We start from the raw sequence: 19432 nt of genomic DNA, 5'->3' as shown, positions 1-19432 counted from the left end.
GATGCCCTATGTTCCACCGCCCGAACTTGCATCGCTGAGCCTTGGCCAACTGGCCGAGCAGGTTGCCGCGCGCAAGATTCCGCCGCTGGACCAGTGGAGCCCGCAGGAGGTGGGCGACAGCGAGATACGGATTGCCGCTGACGGACGCTGGTTCCATCAGGGTGGCGAGATTCGGCGTCCGGCGATGGTGCGCGCGTTCTCTTCACTGCTGATGCGCGACGATGCAGGGCAGCACTGGCTGGTGACGCCATTCCAGAAGCTGTCCATCGAGGTCGAGGACGCAGCCTTCATCGCGACCGATATGCAGGTGAAGCTGGACGAGACAGGCCGCCCTGCCCTCGCCTTCCGGCTCAACAGCGATGATCTGGTGGTCTGCGGGCCGGACCATCCCTTGCGCGTGGGCGGTACTGCCGAGGTGCCGGCGTTCTATCTTGCCGTGCGTCACGGAACCGAAGGGCGGCTGAACCGCAGCACGTATGGCCAGCTGATCGATCATGCCCTGGCAGCAGGCGGCGAGGAACTGGCGGTCGAAAGCATGGGCGAGCGGTTCGTGCTGGTGCCGGACGCATGAGCCTGCTCGAGCGGTTGACCGCGCTGTACGAAGAGGGCCATCGCCAGCCCTTGCAGGACCTCTACGAGGACTGGCGCCCCCTGCCCGAACATGGGCTTCGGCCCGCCGCCGTGCTGATCGCGGTGACGGACCGTGTCGGCCATCCTGACGGTCCCGGTGTGCTGGTGACGCATCGGCCATCGCACATGCGCGCCCATCCGGGTCAGGCCGCGTTTCCCGGCGGCAAGCTCGATCCCGGCGAAACGCCGGTCGAGGCGGCCCTGCGCGAGGCCTACGAGGAACTGGGCATCCGGCCCGAGGACGTGACGGTGATCGGCACGACCGACCGTTTCCGCACGGGCACCGGCTATGACATCACGCCGGTGCTGGCGATGGTTCCGCCAGACCTGCCGCTGCAGCCCAATCCGGCGGAAGTTGCCGGATGGTTCGAGCCGCCGCTGGGTTTCCTGCTCGATACCGCGCGGCATGTCTGGCAAGAGGCCGAGTTCAGGGGGCGCACGGGGCGCTACATCGAGATCCTGTGGAACGAGCATCGCATATGGGGCGTGACGGCGGCGATCATCTCCAATCTGGCCAAGCGGATGGCGTGGCATGACTGAGCGCCTGCCTGCCACCGCGTGGACTGCGCGCGACGATCTTGCGGCGCTGGTTGCCGCGCTTGACCCGCAAGCGACAGGCAACTGCCGCTGGGTGGGCGGCGTGGTGCGCGACACGATGCTGGGCATATCGCCCAAGGACATCGACATGGCGACGACGCTCGTGCCCGAGGAGACAACCGCGCGCCTTGTCGCCGCCGGGATCAAGGCGGTGCCGACGGGGATCGCCCACGGCACGGTGACGGCGGTTCTTGCAGGCGGGACGGTGGAGATCACCACCTTGCGCCGCGATGTCTCGACCGATGGCCGCCATGCCACGGTCGCGTTCTCGACCGAATGGCGCGATGACGCCGCGCGGCGCGATTTCACGATCAATGCGCTCTATGCCGATCCGCGCACGCAGGAAGTGTTCGACTACCATGGTGGGCTTGCCGATCTGGCAGGGCGACACGTGCGCTTCATCGGCGATGCCCGCGAGCGCATCCGCGAGGACTACCTGCGCATCCTGCGCTACTTCCGCTTTCAGGCCCGTTTCGGTTCGACGCCTGCCGATGCCGAAGCCGAAGCGGCCGTTGCGGAACTGGCTGCGGGAATGAAGGGGCTTTCGCGCGAGCGTGTGGGCTGGGAACTGATGAACCTGCTTGGCCTGCCGGACCCTGCGCCGACAATGCGGCGCATGGCCGAACTTGGCGTGCTGGCGCAGGTTCTGCCCGAAGCGACAGAGCAAGGGTTGCAGGCGCTTGACGCGTTGATTGGGATTGAGGGTCGCGAGGGTGCAAACGGTCCAGCCCTGCGACGGCTGGCTGCTCTGCTTCCTGCCGATCCCCCGCTTGCCGAACAGGTGGCGGCGCGGCTGCGGCTGTCGGTGGCGCAGCGCAAGCGAATGGCTGTGGTAGCTGATCGTGGCAGAGCTTTGCCGGATGCCCGAGCACTCGCCTATCGCATCGGCATCGAGGAGGCGCGCGACCGCTTGCTGCTGACCGGGCAGAGCATTGCAGCGCTGGACGGCTGGACCGTCCCCACTTTTCCGCTGAAGGGCGGCGAGATCGTGGCGCGCGGCGTGAACGCCGGGCCGGAGGTGGCCCGGACGCTGCGGCGGGTCGAGGATCAATGGGTCAGCGAGGGTTTCCCTGACGCAGCACGTGTTTCATCAATCCTTGATGAAGTGCTGGCGCATACCACCGCACCGCGCGGCTGATACTGGCAAGGCCGGTGCGCAGGCCGGGTAGCGGCTTGAACCGCACGAACCGCTTGCGCTGCTCCTTGGGCAAGGCCTTGACCAGCTTGCGCTCGATCACGAGCTTGCGGGCGTTGGCGAGGAAGTTCGTCGAGTCCGTCCAGAACGAGCGGCACGCCGTGATGTAGAGCATCGGTCGGGGCGCATCGCTGGTGTTGGCCTGTCCGCGGTGACGGATCATGAAATCCCAGATCATGCAGTCACCGGGCGAGAGCGGGCTGGTTGTCGGCTCGCCCGGATAGCTGCTGCGCGATTCGAAGCGATGGCTGCCGAGCAGGAACTCGGTACCGCCGTTGATTGCGTTGACCTCTACCAGCGGGATCGAGATCGTGAGGGCATAGGCGGGGAGCTTGCCTGCAAATTCGGTGCCTTCGAACAGGTGATCGTCGTCCGCGTGCAAGTGCTGCAGCGTTGCGCCCGGGAACGAACTGATGACACCGAACGATTCGTAGACCCAGTCCTCCCCGAGCGCTTCGTTGAACAAGGTCTGGAGCGCCGGGCTGACCAGCATGTCGATCACGCCGGACAGGGGCCCGGCAATGGGGACGAGGCCGTTGATGCGCTGTTCGCCGACGCTGAGGAAATCCTCGGGCAGGGTTGCCGACCTGTCATAGGCGCCCGGAACGATGCGTCGCAGTTCCATGGCGACGCTGACGACCAGAGCTGGATCGAAGATGCGGTCGAACACGACCACGCCATCGCGGGTCAGGGCTTGCGCCGCATCGTCTGCCTGCTCCGCCGTGAACCGTTCGATCTGCCCCACGATCACCCCTTCCATTCGCGGCGCTCTTCGGCCGCGCGCAGCACTTCGTAGGAAACCTGCAGCTTCTGGAACTGCTCGGCCGCGGCCTCGTCACCGGGCCGCACGTCAGGATGGACTTCTTTGGCCTTGTTGCGCCAAGCCTTTTTCACCGCGTCGAAATCGGCATCGGGATCAAGGCCAAGTACTTCGAGCGCGCGCAACTCGTCACGGCTGCGGGTGCCATCGCCCGATCCGCCCCATTCGGCCCAAGCGGCATGACGATAGCCTGAGGCTTCGCCGCGCTCCTCGGCCTCGCGCTGGGCGGCTTCTTCCTTGTCGAGTCCTTCGAAGTAGTTCCAGCCCTGATTGTATTCGGCGGCGTGTTGCTGGCAGAAGTACCAGCGATCCGGGTTGTTGGGAGACTTGGGCGCGGGGCAATCGCCCTTCTGGTCACAGCCTGCACGATCGCACAGGCGGACAGGCGCGGCATCGAACGAACTGCCGTAGCCGCGCCAGCGGGGGAATCCCCAGTCCTTCGATCGTGTGTTGCGTGCCATCGCCTAACCCCAAGCCAACCTTGCGGGAAAGGTCAAGATGGGTGTGGTGCCGCAAATGCAAAAGGCCCGGACCTTTGCGGGGTCCGGGCCTTGCTGTTGCGGCAGTTTGCCTCAGTTCACCGTGACGGTGACCGCGCGGCGGTTCTTCGCCCACGATTCCTCGTCGGAGCCTAGTGCAAGCGGGCGTTCCTTGCCATAGCTGACGACGGTGATGCGCGAAGGATCGACGCCGAGGCTGACCAGATAGTTCTTGGCGGCGTTGGCGCGACGTTCGCCCAGAGCGATATTGTAATCACGCGTGCCGCGCTCGTCGCAGTGGCCTTCGATCGTGATCGCCTTTGCCGGATAGCGTGCGAGCCACGAGGCCTGGCTCTGCAGGACGCCCTGATCCGACGCATCGATGTTGTAGCGGTCGGTATCGAAGTTGACCGTGTCCGAGATGACCGAGGCGATGAAATCGGCCTGGCTGCCGGGCACCGGGCCGGTCGGCTGCTGCATCTGCGGCGGGGCCTGGGTGGTGGTCGTGGTGGTACCGGGTTCGGGCGGGAGCTGCTTGGGCTTGGATGCGCAAGCGCCGAGCGTGAGCGTGGCGGCGGCCAGGCCGACAAGCAGGAAAGAACGGTTCATGGGCATTCTCCTGTGGGAGGGATGGGAGAGATGGCGACGTATCGTGCAGTTTCAGCGACAGAATGACAAGGGCGACCGTTAACCTTTTTGGCTAGGGTGCCTCCCGGAATCGATCACGGCAGGACCGGGCCCCATGCAGGGTCGGAACCATCGACGGGCGTGTTCAGTTTCCGCTCGTTGCGGCCGGTCAGATCAACCTGCCAGATGCCGGTCTTGCCGCTGCCGCGCTCGGTTCGGAAGAACTGGACGATGCGGCCGTTGGGCGACCAGGTGGGCGCCTCGTCCTGCCAGGAATCGGTGAGGAAGCGCATGCCCTTGCCGTAGGGATCGGTCACGGCGATGCGGAAGTTGCCGCCGATGTGGGTGAACGCGATCTGGTCCCCGCGCGGCGACCATTCGGGCGTGGCGGCGCGGCCACCGAAGAAGCTGATGCGCTTCTGGTCCGAACCATCGGCGTTCATCACATAGATCTGCTGACCACCCGACCGGTCGCTTTCGAACACGATCTTGCTGCCATCGGGGGAGTAGGAGCCGCCGACGTCGATGCCGGGGCTGTCGGTGAGGCGCGTGGATTGGCCGCCGGTGGCGGGTACGCGGTAGATGTCGGTATTGCCGGCAATCGCCATCGAATAGAGGATGTACTTGCCATCGGGCGACCAGCGCGGAGCGAACGTGGGGTTGGTACTGGAGGTGACCAGCGTCTGCTGGCCGGTGCCGATGTTGTAGACGTAGATGCGCGGCGCGCCGTTGAGGTAGCTGAGATAGACGATCTTGCTGTAATCGGGCGAGTAGCGCGGCGTCAGGGCCGTGGCCTGTCCGTTGGTGATGAAGCGGTGGTTGGCGCCATCGGAATCCATGATCGCCAGCTGCTTGCGGCGGCGGTCCTTCGGGCCGGTCTCGGCGATATAGGCGATCTTGCTGTCGAAGAACGGGCTTTCGCCGGAAAGGCGCGAATAGACCATGTCGGCGCACTTGTGCGCGGCGCGGCGCCATTCCTCGGGCTTTACGACATAGCCCTGCCGCGCAAGTTCGCTGCCCAGCGCGACGTCATAGAGGTAGCAGCCGACGGTCAGGCGGCCATCGTCGTTCGCCTTGACGAAGCCCTGCACCAGCATTTCAGCCGAGCGTCCGCGCCAGGTGTCGAACGTAGGGGCGGCGACTTGCGGGAAGGCGACTTCGGGGAGCTGGTCGGGGCCGACTGGCTTGAACAGGCCATTGTTGCGCAGATCGTTGAACACCACGCGGGCGACGTTGCGGCCGAGCGCTTCGGTGTTGCCGCCCTCTGCCGCCGTGGCGACCGAGGCGTTGGTGGGGAATGCCGGGATCGCGATGCCGAGGTCCTGCCACTCGCTCTCGTCGGTGACCGAGCCGGTCAGGCCTTCGTCCTCGGCAGGTGCCTGCGAAGCGGTCGAGGATGGGACGCTGGCCTGCTGCGCCACGACCATCGCCGGAACCGTCAGCAGCGTGCCGAACAGGAGAAGATCACGAAGTTTCATTGGGACAGCCTCTTGTCGAACCGGAACGCAGAAATGCGCTTCCAGTTGCTGTAATATTCGGACGGTAGATCGAACGGCGCGGCAAGCTGCACGGCGCGGATCGCGAGTTCGGCGTGGCGTTTGGCCTGTGCCTCGTTGGCGGGCGTGATCCCGGTCTGGCTGACCACGCGCGGGCGACCGGCGAGGCTGCCATCGGGATTTAGATCCCACGCAAGAACGGTGACCAGCTTGTCGATATCGACACCCTGAGGACCCACCCAGTGCGCCTTGACCTGACGCGCGACCGCGCTGGCGAGCGAGGCCTTGACCTCAGGCCCCACAGCGGCGGCGGGAGGGGTCTTGGCGGTGCCGGGTTTGGACGAGCCGGGAATGCCGGATAGGAAGTCCGAACCGATGCGGCTGGCACCGGAGGGCGCGTCGGGACGACGCCGAGGGCTGGTGTCGGCGGGCTTTGCGGGCGCTGCCTTGGATGGCGCAGGCTTTTGAGGCGCGGGCTTGGCCGGAGCGGGCTTCGGAGGTGCAGGCTTTGGCGGGACCGGCTTTGCCTGCGGTTGAGGCTTCGGAGCGGGCTTGGGAGGCACCGGCACCGGTTTCGGCTGCGGCGGCGCAGGCACAGGCTTGGGCGGCTCGGGCAGCGGTTGAGGTTCTGCCACAGGCTCGGGCTGTGGCTCGCCAAGTTCGGGCGCAACGTCGGGCGCGGCCTCGGCCATCGGATCGGGCGAGGTCGACTGGTCGGCGATTTCGTCGGAAAACGTGACTTCCATCCGCTCGGGCGGCGGCTTGATCGTCTTGCCCGGCGGGGAGAGCATGAGGAAGGCAAGCAGGCCCGCGTGGGCCAGCGCGGCTATCGCCAGCCCTGCTCCTTCCTGCCTGGTCAGTCCTCCGGCAATGGGATCGTGCATTTCCACGGGCCTATTGCGGCGCGGATGAACTGTTGGTGACCAGCGAGATCGACTTGAAGCCCGCCGCGTTCAGCTCACCCATCACGGCAGCGACGCGGCCCCAGTCGAGCACACGATCGGCGCGCAGGGTGACGAGCGACTGCTTGCTGCCCTTCTGCAGCCCGGCAAGCCGCTCGGTCAGTTCGCCGGGGGCGAGCTGCTGGTCATCGAGGAAGACCGTGCCCTGCGCATCGATGGTGACGGTGATCTGGTCCTGCTGCTGGTCGAGCGGATCGGCCTTGCTGTCGGGCAGGTCCACCGGAACGCCTGCGGCCAGCATTGGCGCAGTAACCATGAAGATGATCAGCAGCACGAGCATGACGTCGACCAGCGGGGTGACGTTGATCTCGCTCATTGCCGCGCGACCGCCGCGCCCTCGGCGTCCGCGGCCTCTTCCCCCGCCCGATCCCATGGACATTGCCATGCCTCAGACCTCCAGTTCGCGGCTGAGCGAGGCGTGGAAACGGTCGGCGAAGCGATATAGCCGGGTCTCGAAGCGATTCACGCGGTGCGAGAAGCGGTTGTAGGCGATCACGGCCGGGATGGCGGCGAAGAGGCCGATGGCGGTGGCGAACAGGGCTTCGGAAATGCCGGGGGCGACGACGGCAAGCGAGGAATTCTGCTGCGCGCCGATGTTGAAGAAGCTGTCCATGATGCCCCAGACCGTGCCGAACAGGCCGACAAACGGTGCGACCGAGCCGACCGTGGCGAGGAAGTTGAGACGGCTGGCGAGCGCGTCGGTCTCTGTCACCACGGCACCATCGAGCGCGGTGGTCAGGCGCTGGCGGGTGCCTTCGCGGTCTATCGACTTGCCCGATGTGGAGCGACGCCATTCGGCAAGGGCTGCGTTCACCAGGCGGGCCGAGGGCAGATCGCGGCCCTTGTTGTCCTTCTGGAATTGGTCGATGTCGCGCGCTTCCCAGAATTCCTTCTCGTACTTGTCGCAACCACGCTGGACGCTGCCGATCTTGAGCGAGAAGCCGATGATGATCGTCCAGGTCCACACGCTGGCCAGCACGAGGCCGACCATCACGCCCTGCACGACGTAATCGGCATCGAGGAACAGTTGCACCGGGTTGAGCGAAGTCGGCGCGAAGGAAACGCCGTTGGCGAGCATCGGGAGAATCATGCGGGTTCCGGTCCTTCGGGAGCAGTTGTGATTGTCTGGAAAGCGGCCACCCAGTCACGCGGCTGGCGGCGGGGACGGCCATTGGGAGCGACGAAAGCGACGCGCACCTTCGCTTCGCACAGAAGCGTCTCGTCCCTGAACGCACGCTGCACGATCCGGCAGGTGGCGGGCGAAAGTTCGGCAACGTGGCTGCGCACAAGCACGTCGTCATCCAGCTTGGCTGGACGCAGGTAGCGCAGGTCCAACTCACTTACGGCGTAGGCTCCCTCGCCTGCTTCGTGCGCGCTGCGCTGGTCTATGCCGAGCAGGCGGAGCATGTCGGAACGGGCGCGTTCGAACCAGCGCAAGTAGTTGGCGTGATAGACTACGCCCGACAGGTCCGTGTCCTCGAAATAGACGCGGACCGGATAGAGGTGCTGCGGGCCGTCGAACAGGCCGGAGGGAGGCTGGGGCAGAAGCATTCGGGTGTGACCCTACCCTTGCGACGAGTCACAGGGCAAGGGGTGGTTAACGCCCTGCCCCCACCTTATCCCGTTTCAGCGCACCAGCATCGGCCCGAGCGGCTGCCCGGCAAAGAGGTGAACGTGCAGATGCGGCACTTCCTGGTGGCTGTTGGTGCCGGTGTTGGCGAGCAGGCGATAGCCCGGCGCGACGAGGCCAAGATCGCGCGCGACCTTGCCCACGGCACGGACGAAGCCTGCGATTTCGGCGTCGGAAGCCTTGGCCGAGAAGTCGTCCCAGCACACGTAGGCGCCCTTGGGGATCACGAGAACGTGGGTCGGCGCCTGCGGGTTGATGTCGTGGAAGGCGAGCGCGAAGTCGTCTTCATAGACGGTCCGGTTCGGGATTTCCCCGCGCAGGATCTTCGCGAAGATGTTCTGGTCATCATAGGGGAGCGTTGCGTCAACGGCCATGTCAGTTGCTCCGGCTGGCTTTCTCGGCGATCCCTGAGGTGCCTTCGCGGCGCTCCAGTTCTGCCAGCACTTCGGCCAGCGGCACGTCCTTCGCCGAGAGCAGCACCATCAGGTGGAAGATGAGGTCCGCCGCTTCGCCGACGAGTTCCTTGCGGTCTCCGGCGAGGGCGGCGATGACGGTTTCGGTGCCCTCTTCGCCAACCTTCTGGGCGATCTTGGCGATACCCTTGGAGTTGAGTTTTGCCACGTAGCTGGCGGAAGGATCGCCCGTGCGGCGCTGGGCTATCGTGGCTTCGAGCCGGGCGAGGATGTCACCGTGTTCCATGGGAAGCGCAATGGCGCGGAACAGGCGTGGCGGTCAACCCCGCCGCTTGGCGATGTGGCGGCCTACGATCAGGCCGACGAGACCCATGGCGAACAATGCGCCGTCAGTCGGCTCGGGGATCGAGATGCCGGCCGACTGCGCCAGTGCCGGCGAGACCGACGCGATGAACGCTAGCAGGGTGGTACCGATACGAAGCACAGGACAAGCGACCTTGGATTGTTAACGCCAAGCTAATGCCAGACCGCGCGATTCGGTAAAATCCCTTATATCAGTTGGTTAATGACCCATCTTGGGACTCAGCCCCGTGCGGGCAGTCCAGCGGCCCGAAGCGCGGCATGGGCTTCTGCAATCGAGTGCGTGCCGAAGTGGAAGATCGAGGCCGCAAGCACCGCGCTGGCATGGCCTTGGGTCACGCCCTCGACGAGGTGATCGAGCGATCCGACGCCGCCGCTGGCGATCACCGGGACCGGCACCGCATCAGCAATCGCGCGGGTCAGTTCGAGGTCATACCCCTTCTGCGTTCCGTCACCGTCCATCGAGGTGACGAGCAACTCGCCTGCGCCAAGCGTGGCAAGGTTGACCGCATGGGCCAGCGCATCGATGCCGGTGGCCTTGCGCCCGCCGTGGGTGAAGATCTCCCATTTGCCCGGCCCCGTGCGCCGCGCATCGACCGAGCCGACTACGCATTGCGCGCCGAACTTCTCGGCAATGTCGCGGACCAGTTCGGGGCGGGCGACGGCGGCGGAATTGACCGCAACCTTGTCAGCCCCGGCCAGCAGGAGCGCGCGGGCGTCTTCAACCGCCCTCACCCCGCCGCCGACGGTCAGCGGCATGAAGCAGACTTCGGCGGTGCGCGCGACCACATCGAGCAGCGTGCCGCGGCCTTCGTGGCTGGCGGAAATGTCGAGGAAGCACAGTTCGTCCGCGCCGGCCTTGTCATAGGCGCGGGCCTGTTCGACCGGATCGCCTGCATCGCGCAGGTCGACGAAGTTGACGCCCTTGACCACGCGGCCATCGCGGACATCAAGGCAGGGGATGACGCGGACGCGGACGGTCATGGCTTAATCCTTCGTATGCCCTCTCACCTTCAGGGGAGAGGGTTGGGAGAGGGGCTGGCGCAACATACCCCGCTCAACTTCGGCTAGTCAGCAAGCTGACAAGCCTTCGTATCTCTCCCCTGAAGGGGAGAGAGCAAGACCTTAAGCTTCAGCCATCGCAATGGCCGCGGCAAGATCAAGCTTGCCTTCGAACAGCGCGCGGCCGGTGATGACGCCTTCGATTCCGTCTGCCTCGTGGATCTTGAGCATGCGGATATCGTCGATGCCCTTGACGCCGCCGCTGGCGATCACGGGGATGTCGACGCGGCGGGCAAGTTCGACCGTGGCATCGAGGTTGACGCCCTTGAGCAGACCGTCGCGGCCGATGTCGGTGAAGAGCAGGCTGGCGACGCCTGCGTCCTCGAAGCGGCGGGCGAGATCAACGACCGAGACGTCGGACACATCGGCCCAGCCTTCGGTGGCGACCATGCCGTCACGCGCGTCAACCGCAACGACGATGCCGCCGGGGAATTCCTTGGCCATGTCCTTGACGAACTGCGGGTCCTTGAGCGCAGCGGTGCCCATGACGACGCGGCTCACGCCGAGGTCGAACCAGCCCGAGACCGCATCGCGCGTGCGGATGCCGCCGCCGAGTTGCACGTGGCCGTCGAAGGCCTTGAGGATGCCTTCCACCGCCTCGCGGTTCTCGGCGCGGCCCGCAAAGGAGCCATCGAGATCGACGACGTGAAGGTACTGCGATCCGGCTTGCGCGAACAGGCTCGCCTGATGGGCGGGGTTGTCGCCGTAGACCGTGGCGCGGTCCATGTCTCCTTCGGCGAGGCGAACGACCTGGCCAGCTTTCAGGTCAATGGCAGGAAAGACGATCATGGAGCGCGCGCCTAGCAGGCGATCACGCGGAACGGAAGGCTTCCTTGGGCACGTGGGTGATGCGGCAAGCGAGATCGGCCTCACCCGAGGCGACGATGTAGCGATCCTCGAGTTCGGCGATGCCGGTGGTGAAGACCACGTCGCGCAAATAGAGCAGGTCTTCGAGCGGGCGGGTCAGCTCGGCATCGGGTTCGAGCAGGGGCGTGTGGCTGCCGCCGATGGTCTTCCACGGCTGATCCGGGTCAAGCAGGGACCAGTAGGTGCGGTAGATGCCGACCATCTCCTTGGGCTCGACGCCGTGCCACAGGGTGAGCCATCCGCGCTGGCCGTCGATTTCGGTGAGGATTGGCGGGGTTCCTCCGCCCATGCGGGCCGTGGCAGCGGTACCGGCGTGGGGCCGGATGCCGGGCTCGAGGTACGGCTTCCAGTGGAGGGCGTCGGGGGAAGTCGCGAGGTTGATCGAGGGGCCGGAGCGCCAGTCGCTGCCGGGGGGATAGGCGAAATAGAGATCGCCCAAGGGCCGGGTCTGGGCCCAGTACTCACCGTGGACGAGGCCTTCGAAGATCAGCATGTCCTTGTTCTGGTGATCGAGGACGAGGCCCTCGAACGTCCAGTCGAGCCCGTTGGCGGAGGTGTAGAGCGTGGTCGAATGGCGTTCGGGGCTGACCGAACAGGTGGTCATCAGGTATGCGCCCTCACCCATGCGGGAGATGCGGGCGTCCTCGATGCCATAGCATTGGTACGTGCCTTGCGGGGCGATGGCCTTGTCATAATGGACCGCGACGACTTCCAGACCGTCGGGCGTCATTTCCACCGGGAGCAGCCATGACAGCGAGGTGAGCGCCATGATCTTCCACCCGCCGCCGTGGAGCAGAAACTTGCGCGGGTCCGAGGTATCGACAAGTTCCAGCGGCCAGCCATCCAGCACATAGCCGCCGTCATGCCAGCGGATTGCGTGGACCTTGCCGTCGCGGATGGGATGGCGCAGCGCCTCGGCAACGCGAACCATGAAGAGCAGGTTGCCGTTGGGCAGGACGGTCAGGCCGGGATTGAAGGTCCCCAGCACGAAGGTCTCGGCACCGAAGTGACCCCGGAGCGGCGAGCGCTCGAGATCGACCATGAAGGGTGTGAAGACGAGGCGATCGAACGGAAACTGAGACATGCAGACGAGGCTCCTTCAAGTGAAGGTAAGGCCTCGCGACGGCATAGGGTTCCCCAGCCTAACCCGTCAGGGCTTCCATTCGAGGAAGCGGGAAAGGAGCGCGAGGCCGTAGGACTGGCTCTTTTCCGGGTGGAACTGGACGCCCAGAATATTGTCGCGCGCCACTGCTGCGACAATGCCGCCGCCATGATCGCTCATCGCTGCCACGTGCGCACCCTCTTCGGGGACGAAGTGGTAGGAGTGGAGGAAATAGGCCTCGCCCGGTTCGAGCAGTTCCGCCGCGCCCTTGTGCGGCATTGGCGCCACGTCGTTCCAGCCCATGTGCGGAACCTTGATCGAAGGGTCGGCCGGTTCGATCACGCGGACTTCGCCGCCGATCCAGCCAAGGCCATCGGTAGTGCCGAATTCGATGCCACGATCTGCAAGAAGCTGCATGCCGACGCAGATGCCGAGGAACGGGACTCCGCCCACCAGCACACGCTCTTCCATGGCTTCGACCAGGCCGGGGACGGCAGAGAGCGCACCGATGCAGGCGCGGAAGGCGCCGACGCCGGGCAGGACGATACGGTCGGCCGCGCGTACGACGCTGGGATCGGCGGTGACGACCACGCCTTCGGCGCCGGCAGCTTTCAGCGCATTGGCGACAGAGCGGAGATTGCCCGCGCCGTAATCGACCAGCGCGAGGGTATCAGCCACCGAGGATGCCCTTGGTGGAGGGCACCGCATCAGCCTTGCGCGGGTCGATGGCGATCGCCTGCCGCATCGCGCGGGCAAAGCCCTTGTAGATGCCCTCGATGATGTGGTGGTTGTTCGAGCCGTAGAGGCTTTCGATGTGCAGCGTGATCCCGGCGGCTTGGCTGATCGAGGCGAACCAGTGTTCGAACAACTCGGTGTCCATCTCGCCAAGGCGCGGCTGGGTGAAGGCGGCCTTCCAGACCAGCACCGGACGGCCCGAAATGTCGAGCGCGACGCGGCTCAGCGCTTCGTCCATAGGCGAATAGGTGTGGCCGTAGCGGGTGATGCCCTTCTTGTCGCCCAGTGCCTGCGCGATTGCTTGCCCCAGCGCGATGGCGCTGTCTTCGGTGGTGTGGTGCTGGTCGACGTGGAGGTCGCCCTTCACCCGGCATTCGATGTCGATCAGCGAGTGCCGGCTGAACTGCTCGATCATGTGATCGAGGAAGCCGATGCCCGTTTCCACCTTGTAGGTGCCGGTGCCATCGAGGTTCACCGACACGGCAATGTCGGTCTCCTCGGTCTTTCGCGTGATCGATCCGGTGCGCATGGCAAGCGCCTATACGCCGCTCCTGTTTAGAATCAATCACCGTCCCCACTTGACCCGAACGGCGCGTGCAGTCAGTTGTGACGCCATGAGCGATGCACCTGACAGCCTGATACCCTACGACGAAATCGTGCAGGAGGCGCTGCGCGCCGTGGTTGGCAGAGTGCTGGGCCAGGTAGCAGCCGGCGGCGGCATGCTGCCGGGTACGCACCACTTCTACATCACCTTCAAGACCGGCGCTCCGGGCGTGGACATCCCGCAGCGCCTGCGCGAGCGGTTTCCGGACGAGATGACCATCGTCCTCCAGAACAAGTTCTGGGACCTGAAGGTCGAGGAAGACCTTTTCAGCGTCGGTCTTTCGTTCAACCAGATTCCGTCGACGCTGGTGATTCCGTTTTCGGCAATCACGGCTTTCGTCGATCCGGCCGTCGATTTCGGGCTGCAGTTCCAGGCCGTGGTGGATGACGAGGCCGAGCCGGTAGAGCCTGCAGAGAACGATTCGCCGGAACAAGTCGACAAGCCGGCTGTTGAGCGGAACGAGGACGGCTCGAATGTCGTCACTGTCGATTTCGGCAAGAAGAAGTAAGGGGCTCCGCGCCCCGCTTACAAAAGGCAAGGGCATGGCAGGCAAGGGCAGAAAACTTGTGGTGGCAGCAAAGCGAGCTGCCGATAAGGTGCCCGCGCTAAGCCCCAATCCGATGACCAACCTGATTCTCGCCGACGTCGCGCTGCGCACTGGCGGCGCGCTGCTGCGCAGGGGTGTCGAGAAGGGGCTGATCGGGTCGAAGCTTGGCTCGAAAAAGGCCGGGCGGATCATCAAGGGTCGCTCGATGTTGCAGACTCTGGTCGGCACGGCCATCGCCCGGGTAGCGACGCGTTCGGTTCCCGGCGCCATCGTGGTCGGCGGCGGACTTCTCGCCAAGACGCTCTACGATCGTCGGCGCAGCCGCAAGGCCGAGGCCGCCGGCGAAGTGGCGGTCGACGAACAGGCCGAGCGCGGCAAGAAAGCCTGAGCGAAGCCTTCCCCACTTGACCGCGCGGGAACCGATGCGCCACTAGCGCACATGGTTCACGAGTCCCACGACGACGATACCCTGCACCGCCGGGGCCTGATGTTCATCCTTTCCTCGCCATCGGGCGCTGGAAAGACCACGATCGCGCGCAAGCTGCTGGCCGAGGATGACGAGATCGCGGCATCGGTTTCTGTCACCACCCGGCCGATGCGTCCGGGCGAAGTCGAAGGGAAGGACTACTACTTCGTCGACAAGGCCGAGTTCGACCGCATGGTCGAGGCCAACGAATTCTATGAATGGGCCGTGGTATTCGGGAATTGCTACGGCACGCCCAAGGCCCACATCCGCGACCGGCTGAAATCGGGCGGCGACGTCCTGTTCGACATCGACTGGCAGGGCACGCAGCAACTCTATCAGAAGGCGCAGGCCGACGTGGTGCGCGTGTTCATCCTGCCGCCCAGCCTCGAGGAACTGCACCGCCGCCTGACCGGGCGCGGGACCGACAGCCCTGAAGTGATCGACGCCCGGATGGCCCGCGCGCAGGCCGAGATCAGCCACTGGGATGGCTATGATTACGTGGTCATCAACGACGACGTGGCCAGCTGCTTCGAAAAGGTGCGCGAGATTCTTGCCGCCGAGCGCATGAAGCGGACGCGACAGACGGGGCTTATTGATTTCGTGCGCGGGTTGATGCGGGGCTGATCGGGCTTCAGGGGTGGACTTCAGGGTAGGCCCGCGTGGGGCATGTCCACTTCCGTGAACAGGATTGCTCCGCTGGGAAGTACACCCGCGCCGGGTTCGACAGTGTCCGCAACCAGCATGAACAGGTGGCGTCCCTCCGGCCCGCCAAGCATGCAGGCGTAGCAATTGCGGTTGCCTGTCTCGACCACTTCCAGCACTTCCCCGCCCTCAGCGATGCGCACGCATTCACCGGCAAAGGCATTCGCGAACCAGACCGCGCCTTCTGCATCGAGGGCAATGCCATCGGGTGAGCACAAGGGGGTTTCCGCCCATGTCCTGCGATTCGACAGGCGACCATCCAGCCCGATGTCGAAGGCGGTCAGCCTGCGGCCAAGGGATTCAGCAACGATCAGTGTCTGGCCATCGGGCGTGATCACGCTGCCGTTGGCGAAGGCCATGCCCCTCGCAGCGACGCTGACACTGCCATCCGGCCTAACGCGGGCGAGGTCAGCCAGCGGCGGATCTGCCGCAACGTCGGCAAATGATCGCTGCATGAGTTCGGCAAAGTCCACGCCGAAATTGCCGACCCATGCACCGCCATGGGCGTCGACGACCATGTCATTGCACGGGTGTCTGGCAACGCCCGATAGATCGGCGTGAATGGCGACAGTTCCGTCCGGCCAGAGACGGCGCACTTCGCGGCTGTTCATCGCAACGAACAGGAATGAGCCATCGGGCATCCAACCGAGACCCGATGGCTGATCGTCCAGCTCAAGCTCGATGGTAACGTCTCCACCCATCCCGACAGACCGGATGGACTGCGAGAAGAAATCCGAGAACCACAGCCGCCCGCCCCGGTCGTCCGCCCGCCAGCGCGGCCCTTCGCCAAACGTCAGACCTTCCACCAGCGTGCGAACGGTGCGGGGCATAGGTGTCAGTGCCCGCTTGGATCGATGGCGTTCTCCGGAACCCATGCGTTTACGATACCGCCATCGATGGGGAGTGGCGTTCCGACGACGTAGTCGCCCGCGCGGCTGGCGAGGAAGATTGCGCCGCCGGCCATGTCCTCGATCGTGCCCACGCGCTTCGAAGGGATGCCCCGCGACGACGCTTCGGGGTTCTTGGCCGCAGCCTTGTTCATTTCCGAGGGGAAAGCGCCGGGGCAGATGCAGCTGGCGACGATGTTGTCGCGCACGAGACGGGCCGCCATGCGCTTGGTCAGCTGGATGACGGCAGCCTTGGACGCCTGGTAGCTGTAGGTTTCCCAGGGGTTGAGGCGCAGGCCATCCACCGAGGCGATGTTGATCACCTTGGCCGGCTGTTCCTTGCTGGCGGCTGCCTTGAGCAGGCCGTGCAGCTTCTGGGTCAGGAAGAACGGGGTCTTGACGTTGAGGTCCATGACCTTGTCCCAGCCCACTTCGGGGAAGTCCTCGAAATCGGCGCCCCAGGCGGCGCCCGCATTGTTGACGAGGATGTCGATCTTTTCCTCGCGCGCGGCAAGGTCAGCTGCAAGCTGTTCGATCCCTGCGACGTTGGAAATGTCACCGGCAATGGCAATGCATTTCTCGCCAAGGCGTGCTGCGGTTTCCTCGACAACGGCGACCTTGCGCGCGGTGATGTAAACGCGCTTGCACCCGGCGGCGATGAAACCTTCGGCGATCATCTCGCCGATACCGCGCGAACCGCCGGTGACGACCGCGATGCGGCCTTCGAGGCTGAAGAGCTTGCTGAAATCCATTGGTCCGTTCCCTTCCGGCCATCTATGCGACCGTTGTGCGTGCGTCCTTCGACAGGCTCAGGACGAGCGGATCTGGTGCAAAACCAAAACCCGCTCATGCTGAGCTTGTCGAAGCATCACGCGCTTCGTCTGATCAATACCCGCTGAGTTGGGCGACACGCTCCGCGTGGTAGTACTGGTCGCCCATGAACTCGGCCAGTGAACGGTCGCGCTTCATGTAGAGGCCGATGTCGTATTCATCGGTCATGCCGACGCCGCCGTGCATCTGCACGCCTTCACGGACCGAGAGGTTGCACGCCTTGGCGGCCTTGGCCTTGGCGACCGAGATCATCAGATCGGCGCGTTCCGAATTGCCATCGAGAAGCTGCTGCGCCTTGATCACGGCGGCTTCGGCGATTTCGAGTTCGGAATAGAGATGCGCGGCGCGGTGCTGGAGCCCCTGGAACTCGCCGATCAACTGGCCGAACTGCTTGCGGGTCTTGAGGTAGGCGGTCGTGATATCGAAAGCGCCCTGCCCGACGCCGGTCAGCTCGGCGGCAGCGCCGATGCGGCCTGCGCGCAGGACCTTGTTGAGCAGTTCGCGCCCGCCATCGACCTCGCCGATCACGCAATCGCCGTCGAGTTCGACATTGTCGAAGGTGACGTTGCTGGCCATCGCGCTGTCAACCAGACGCAGGTTCTCGTGGGAAATGCCCACCGCATCCTTGGGCACTGCGAAGAGCGTGATGCCGTCATTGTCGGTGTCGCTGCCCGAAGTGCGGGCCGCGACGATGATCGCATCGGCAGACGCGCCCTGCACCACGAAAGCCTTGCGGCCCTGAAGGCGGAAGCCGTTGCCGGCCTTCTCCGCCTTGCAGGCAATGCGCTCGGGACGGTGCTTCGGGCCTTCGTCGATGGCGACAGCGAGCACGCTGTCCCCCGCGATCACCCCCGGCAGCCAGCGTCCGCGCAGGTCCTCGGAGCCACCGGCAAGCGCGGTGACGCCCATGACCGAGGTGGTGAGGAACGGTGACGGGGTGAGGTTGCGACCAATCTCTCGCAGAACGATGCCCGCCTCGACATGTCCCATGGCCAGCCCGCCATCGGCCTCGGCCGCGAGCATGCCGGTGAGGCCCATCTCGGCGAACTGCTTCCACAGGGCATGGCCGAAGCCATCCTGGCAGTTGATGTCGCGATAGTGGCGCAACTGCTTCTTGATGCCACCTTCGTCGGCCATGAAGCCGGTGACGCTCTCGGCCAGCATGGCCTGATCTTCGGTATGGTACAGGGGCATGGATCAGGCTCCCGGCAGTTCGAGAATGCGTTTGGCGACGACGTTGAGCATGACTTCGCTGGTGCCGCCTTCGATCGAGTTGGCCTTTGTGCGAAGCCACGAACGGGCGGGCGTTCCGCCGTTGGTGCGCTCGCTGTCCCACTCCAGCGCGGTCGCTCCGCCTGCCGACATCAGCAGTTCGTGGCGGCGCTTGTTCAGTTCGGTGCCTGCATACTTCATCATGTTGGGCTGGGCGGGATGGGCCTTGCCGACCTTGGCTTCGTCGAGGAACTTTTCGCCCATGCAGGCATAGGCCAGGGCATCGACATCGAACATGGCGAGGTCTGCGCGCAGGATCGGGTCTTCGAGGCCATTTCGCGCCACGACTGCACCGATGGCATTGAGGCGATCGCCACCGCCCGCGCCCGAGATCATCTCGCGCTCATGGCCGAGGAGGTACTTGGCGACGTCCCAGCCACGGTTGAGTTCGCCAACGATCTGGTTCTTCGGCACGACGACGTTGTCGAAGAAGGTTTCGCAGAACGGCGAGTTGCCGCTTATCAGCTTGATCGGCTTGGTCGTAACGCCCGGGGTGGTCATGTCGAACAGCAGGAAGCTGATGCCCTGGTACTTGTTGGCCTTGTCGGTGCGGACGAGGCAGAAGATCCAGTCGGCCTTGTCGGCATAGGAGGTCCAGATCTTCTGGCCGTTGACGACCCAGTGATCGCCCTTGTCTTCACCGAAGGTCTGCAGGGACACGAGGTCGGAACCCGAGCCGGGTTCCGAATAGCCCTGGCACCAGCGGATTTCGCCGCGGGCGATCTGATTGAGGTAGTGGACCTTCTGCTCTTCGGTGCCGAACTTCAGCAGTGCGGGACCGAGCATCCAGATGCCGAAGCTGGAAAGCGGTGGGCGGGCGCCGATGCGTGCGAGCTCCTCGCGCCAGATCTTGGCCTGAGCCGGAGACATGCCCGCGCCACCATAGGCCTCGGGCCAATCGGGCACGGTATAGCCCTTGGCGGCGCAGCGATCCATCCAGGTCTTCTGCGCTTCGTTCTTGAACTGGAAGTTGCGTCCGCCCCAGCAGACATCGCCCTCATCGCGGACGGGCTCACGCATTTCGGCAGGGCAATTCTCTTCGAGCCACGCGCGGATTTCGCTGCGGAAAGCATCAAGGTCTGACATGGTTGTGCTCCTCTCTTAATCGGAAGGTTAAGGCGAGTCGCGAGGCGATGGCAAGGGCGGAT

26 protein-coding genes are annotated in these 19432 nt (G+C 64.9%); 6 read left to right on the top strand and 20 right to left on the bottom strand.

The genetic code is table 11. The annotated features are described in order from the left end of the window. Position 1: 1 nt before the first annotated feature. The 3 genes from ACZ1JW_RS11095 to ACZ1JW_RS11085 are packed head-to-tail and all read left to right on the top strand — an operon-like array spanning position 2 to position 2365. Positions 2 to 571: a DUF1285 domain-containing protein gene (locus ACZ1JW_RS11095; RefSeq protein ID WP_465140597.1), complete on the top strand. Its 570-nt coding sequence runs from the start codon at positions 2 to 4 to the stop codon at positions 569 to 571. Then, a complete protein-coding gene (locus ACZ1JW_RS11090; RefSeq protein ID WP_465123498.1) occupies positions 568 to 1170 on the top strand; it encodes a CoA pyrophosphatase in 603 nt (200 codons plus the stop codon). The genes ACZ1JW_RS11095 and ACZ1JW_RS11090 overlap by 4 nt, the downstream gene beginning before the upstream one ends. Next, entirely contained in the window at positions 1163 to 2365 is a 1203-nt protein-coding gene (locus ACZ1JW_RS11085) for a CCA tRNA nucleotidyltransferase (RefSeq protein ID WP_465140596.1), read from the top strand. The genes ACZ1JW_RS11090 and ACZ1JW_RS11085 overlap by 8 nt, the downstream gene beginning before the upstream one ends. On the opposite strand, the gene ACZ1JW_RS11080 is transcribed toward ACZ1JW_RS11085, so the two are convergent. From ACZ1JW_RS11080 to hisB, 16 genes are all read right to left on the bottom strand, one after another. After that, entirely contained in the window at positions 2283 to 3182 is a 900-nt protein-coding gene (locus tag ACZ1JW_RS11080; protein ID WP_465140595.1) for a phytanoyl-CoA dioxygenase family protein, read from the bottom strand. The two genes, ACZ1JW_RS11085 and ACZ1JW_RS11080, sit on opposite strands and share 83 nt — an antisense overlap. Further along, positions 3170 to 3703, bottom strand: a complete 534-nt coding sequence (locus ACZ1JW_RS11075; protein WP_465140594.1) for a J domain-containing protein — start codon at positions 3701 to 3703, stop codon at positions 3170 to 3172. The genes ACZ1JW_RS11080 and ACZ1JW_RS11075 overlap by 13 nt, the downstream gene beginning before the upstream one ends. A gap of 111 nt (positions 3704 to 3814) precedes the next feature. Next, the gene (pal, locus tag ACZ1JW_RS11070) at positions 3815 to 4336 is read right to left on the bottom strand and encodes a peptidoglycan-associated lipoprotein Pal (RefSeq protein ID WP_465123502.1); all 522 of its coding nucleotides are present in this window, start codon (positions 4334 to 4336) and stop codon (positions 3815 to 3817) included. Positions 4337 to 4443: 107 nt separating this feature from the next. Next, positions 4444 to 5826, bottom strand: a complete 1383-nt coding sequence (gene tolB, locus ACZ1JW_RS11065; RefSeq protein WP_465140593.1) for a Tol-Pal system beta propeller repeat protein TolB — start codon at positions 5824 to 5826, stop codon at positions 4444 to 4446. Further along, positions 5823 to 6728 (bottom strand): hypothetical protein, encoded by a 906-nt coding sequence (locus tag ACZ1JW_RS11060; protein WP_465140592.1) that lies wholly within the window; start codon positions 6726 to 6728, stop codon positions 5823 to 5825. Before ACZ1JW_RS11060 ends, tolB begins: the two co-directional genes overlap by 4 nt. A 10-nt stretch (positions 6729 to 6738) precedes the next feature. Further along, positions 6739 to 7191 carry an ExbD/TolR family protein gene (locus tag ACZ1JW_RS11055; protein ID WP_465140591.1) on the bottom strand — a complete coding sequence of 151 codons (453 nt, stop codon included), beginning with the start codon at positions 7189 to 7191 and terminating at the stop codon, positions 6739 to 6741. Between the two features lie 3 nt (positions 7192 to 7194). Next, on the bottom strand, positions 7195 to 7896 hold the full coding sequence (gene tolQ, locus ACZ1JW_RS11050) for a protein TolQ (protein ID WP_465140590.1): 702 nt from the start codon (positions 7894 to 7896) through the stop codon (positions 7195 to 7197). Continuing rightward, entirely contained in the window at positions 7893 to 8357 is a 465-nt protein-coding gene (locus ACZ1JW_RS11045; RefSeq protein WP_465140589.1) for a YbgC/FadM family acyl-CoA thioesterase, read from the bottom strand. Before ACZ1JW_RS11045 ends, tolQ begins: the two co-directional genes overlap by 4 nt. A gap of 75 nt (positions 8358 to 8432) precedes the next feature. Further along, the gene (locus ACZ1JW_RS11040) at positions 8433 to 8810 is read right to left on the bottom strand and encodes a histidine triad nucleotide-binding protein (protein ID WP_465123508.1); all 378 of its coding nucleotides are present in this window, start codon (positions 8808 to 8810) and stop codon (positions 8433 to 8435) included. Between the two features lies 1 nt (position 8811). Beyond that, positions 8812 to 9135 (bottom strand): phosphoribosyl-ATP diphosphatase, encoded by a 324-nt coding sequence (locus tag ACZ1JW_RS11035; protein ID WP_465140588.1) that lies wholly within the window; start codon positions 9133 to 9135, stop codon positions 8812 to 8814. A gap of 33 nt (positions 9136 to 9168) precedes the next feature. After that, positions 9169 to 9333: a hypothetical protein gene (locus ACZ1JW_RS11030; RefSeq protein ID WP_465140587.1), complete on the bottom strand. Its 165-nt coding sequence runs from the start codon at positions 9331 to 9333 to the stop codon at positions 9169 to 9171. Between the two features lie 98 nt (positions 9334 to 9431). Continuing rightward, positions 9432 to 10193 (bottom strand): imidazole glycerol phosphate synthase subunit HisF, encoded by a 762-nt coding sequence (hisF, locus tag ACZ1JW_RS11025; protein WP_465123511.1) that lies wholly within the window; start codon positions 10191 to 10193, stop codon positions 9432 to 9434. A 141-nt stretch (positions 10194 to 10334) separates the two neighbouring features. Then, complete coding sequence (hisA, locus tag ACZ1JW_RS11020; RefSeq protein WP_465123512.1) at positions 10335 to 11060, bottom strand: 1-(5-phosphoribosyl)-5-[(5-phosphoribosylamino)methylideneamino]imidazole-4-carboxamide isomerase; 726 nt, start codon at positions 11058 to 11060, stop codon at positions 10335 to 10337. A gap of 22 nt (positions 11061 to 11082) precedes the next feature. Further along, positions 11083 to 12222, bottom strand: coding sequence for a glycoside hydrolase family 130 protein (locus ACZ1JW_RS11015; protein ID WP_465140586.1), 1140 nt, complete (start codon positions 12220 to 12222; stop codon positions 11083 to 11085). A 66-nt stretch (positions 12223 to 12288) separates the two neighbouring features. Beyond that, on the bottom strand, positions 12289 to 12918 hold the full coding sequence (hisH, locus tag ACZ1JW_RS11010; protein ID WP_465140585.1) for an imidazole glycerol phosphate synthase subunit HisH: 630 nt from the start codon (positions 12916 to 12918) through the stop codon (positions 12289 to 12291). Then, the gene (hisB, locus tag ACZ1JW_RS11005) at positions 12911 to 13504 is read right to left on the bottom strand and encodes an imidazoleglycerol-phosphate dehydratase HisB (protein ID WP_465140584.1); all 594 of its coding nucleotides are present in this window, start codon (positions 13502 to 13504) and stop codon (positions 12911 to 12913) included. The genes hisH and hisB overlap by 8 nt, the downstream gene beginning before the upstream one ends. A gap of 85 nt (positions 13505 to 13589) precedes the next feature. On the opposite strand from hisB, the gene ACZ1JW_RS11000 reads away from it, so the two are divergent. The 3 genes from ACZ1JW_RS11000 (at position 13590) to gmk (ending at position 15216) form a co-directional block, all read left to right on the top strand. Further along, entirely contained in the window at positions 13590 to 14087 is a 498-nt protein-coding gene (locus tag ACZ1JW_RS11000) for an SspB family protein (protein ID WP_465123516.1), read from the top strand. 112 nt (positions 14088 to 14199) lie between these two features. Continuing rightward, entirely contained in the window at positions 14200 to 14514 is a 315-nt protein-coding gene (locus tag ACZ1JW_RS10995) for a hypothetical protein (RefSeq protein ID WP_465140583.1), read from the top strand. A gap of 51 nt (positions 14515 to 14565) precedes the next feature. Further along, entirely contained in the window at positions 14566 to 15216 is a 651-nt protein-coding gene (gene gmk, locus ACZ1JW_RS10990) for a guanylate kinase (protein WP_465123518.1), read from the top strand. Positions 15217 to 15236: 20 nt separating this feature from the next. On the opposite strand, the gene ACZ1JW_RS10985 is transcribed toward gmk, so the two are convergent. From ACZ1JW_RS10985 to ACZ1JW_RS10970, 4 genes are all read right to left on the bottom strand, one after another. Further along, positions 15237 to 16124, bottom strand: coding sequence for an SMP-30/gluconolactonase/LRE family protein (locus tag ACZ1JW_RS10985; protein ID WP_465140582.1), 888 nt, complete (start codon positions 16122 to 16124; stop codon positions 15237 to 15239). Positions 16125 to 16129: 5 nt separating this feature from the next. Next, the gene (locus ACZ1JW_RS10980; protein ID WP_465140581.1) at positions 16130 to 16933 is read right to left on the bottom strand and encodes an SDR family oxidoreductase; all 804 of its coding nucleotides are present in this window, start codon (positions 16931 to 16933) and stop codon (positions 16130 to 16132) included. Between the two features lie 133 nt (positions 16934 to 17066). After that, positions 17067 to 18206 (bottom strand): acyl-CoA dehydrogenase family protein, encoded by a 1140-nt coding sequence (locus ACZ1JW_RS10975; protein ID WP_465140580.1) that lies wholly within the window; start codon positions 18204 to 18206, stop codon positions 17067 to 17069. 3 nt (positions 18207 to 18209) lie between these two features. After that, positions 18210 to 19370, bottom strand: coding sequence for an acyl-CoA dehydrogenase family protein (locus ACZ1JW_RS10970; RefSeq protein ID WP_465123522.1), 1161 nt, complete (start codon positions 19368 to 19370; stop codon positions 18210 to 18212). Between the last annotated feature and the right edge of the window lie 62 nt (positions 19371 to 19432).

The sequence above is a fragment of the Novosphingobium sp. BL-A-28-Hi1-0D genome (assembly GCF_055521755.1).
The sequence above is the reverse complement of the archived record's forward strand: the minus strand, read 5'-3'. Positions and strand labels throughout refer to the sequence as shown.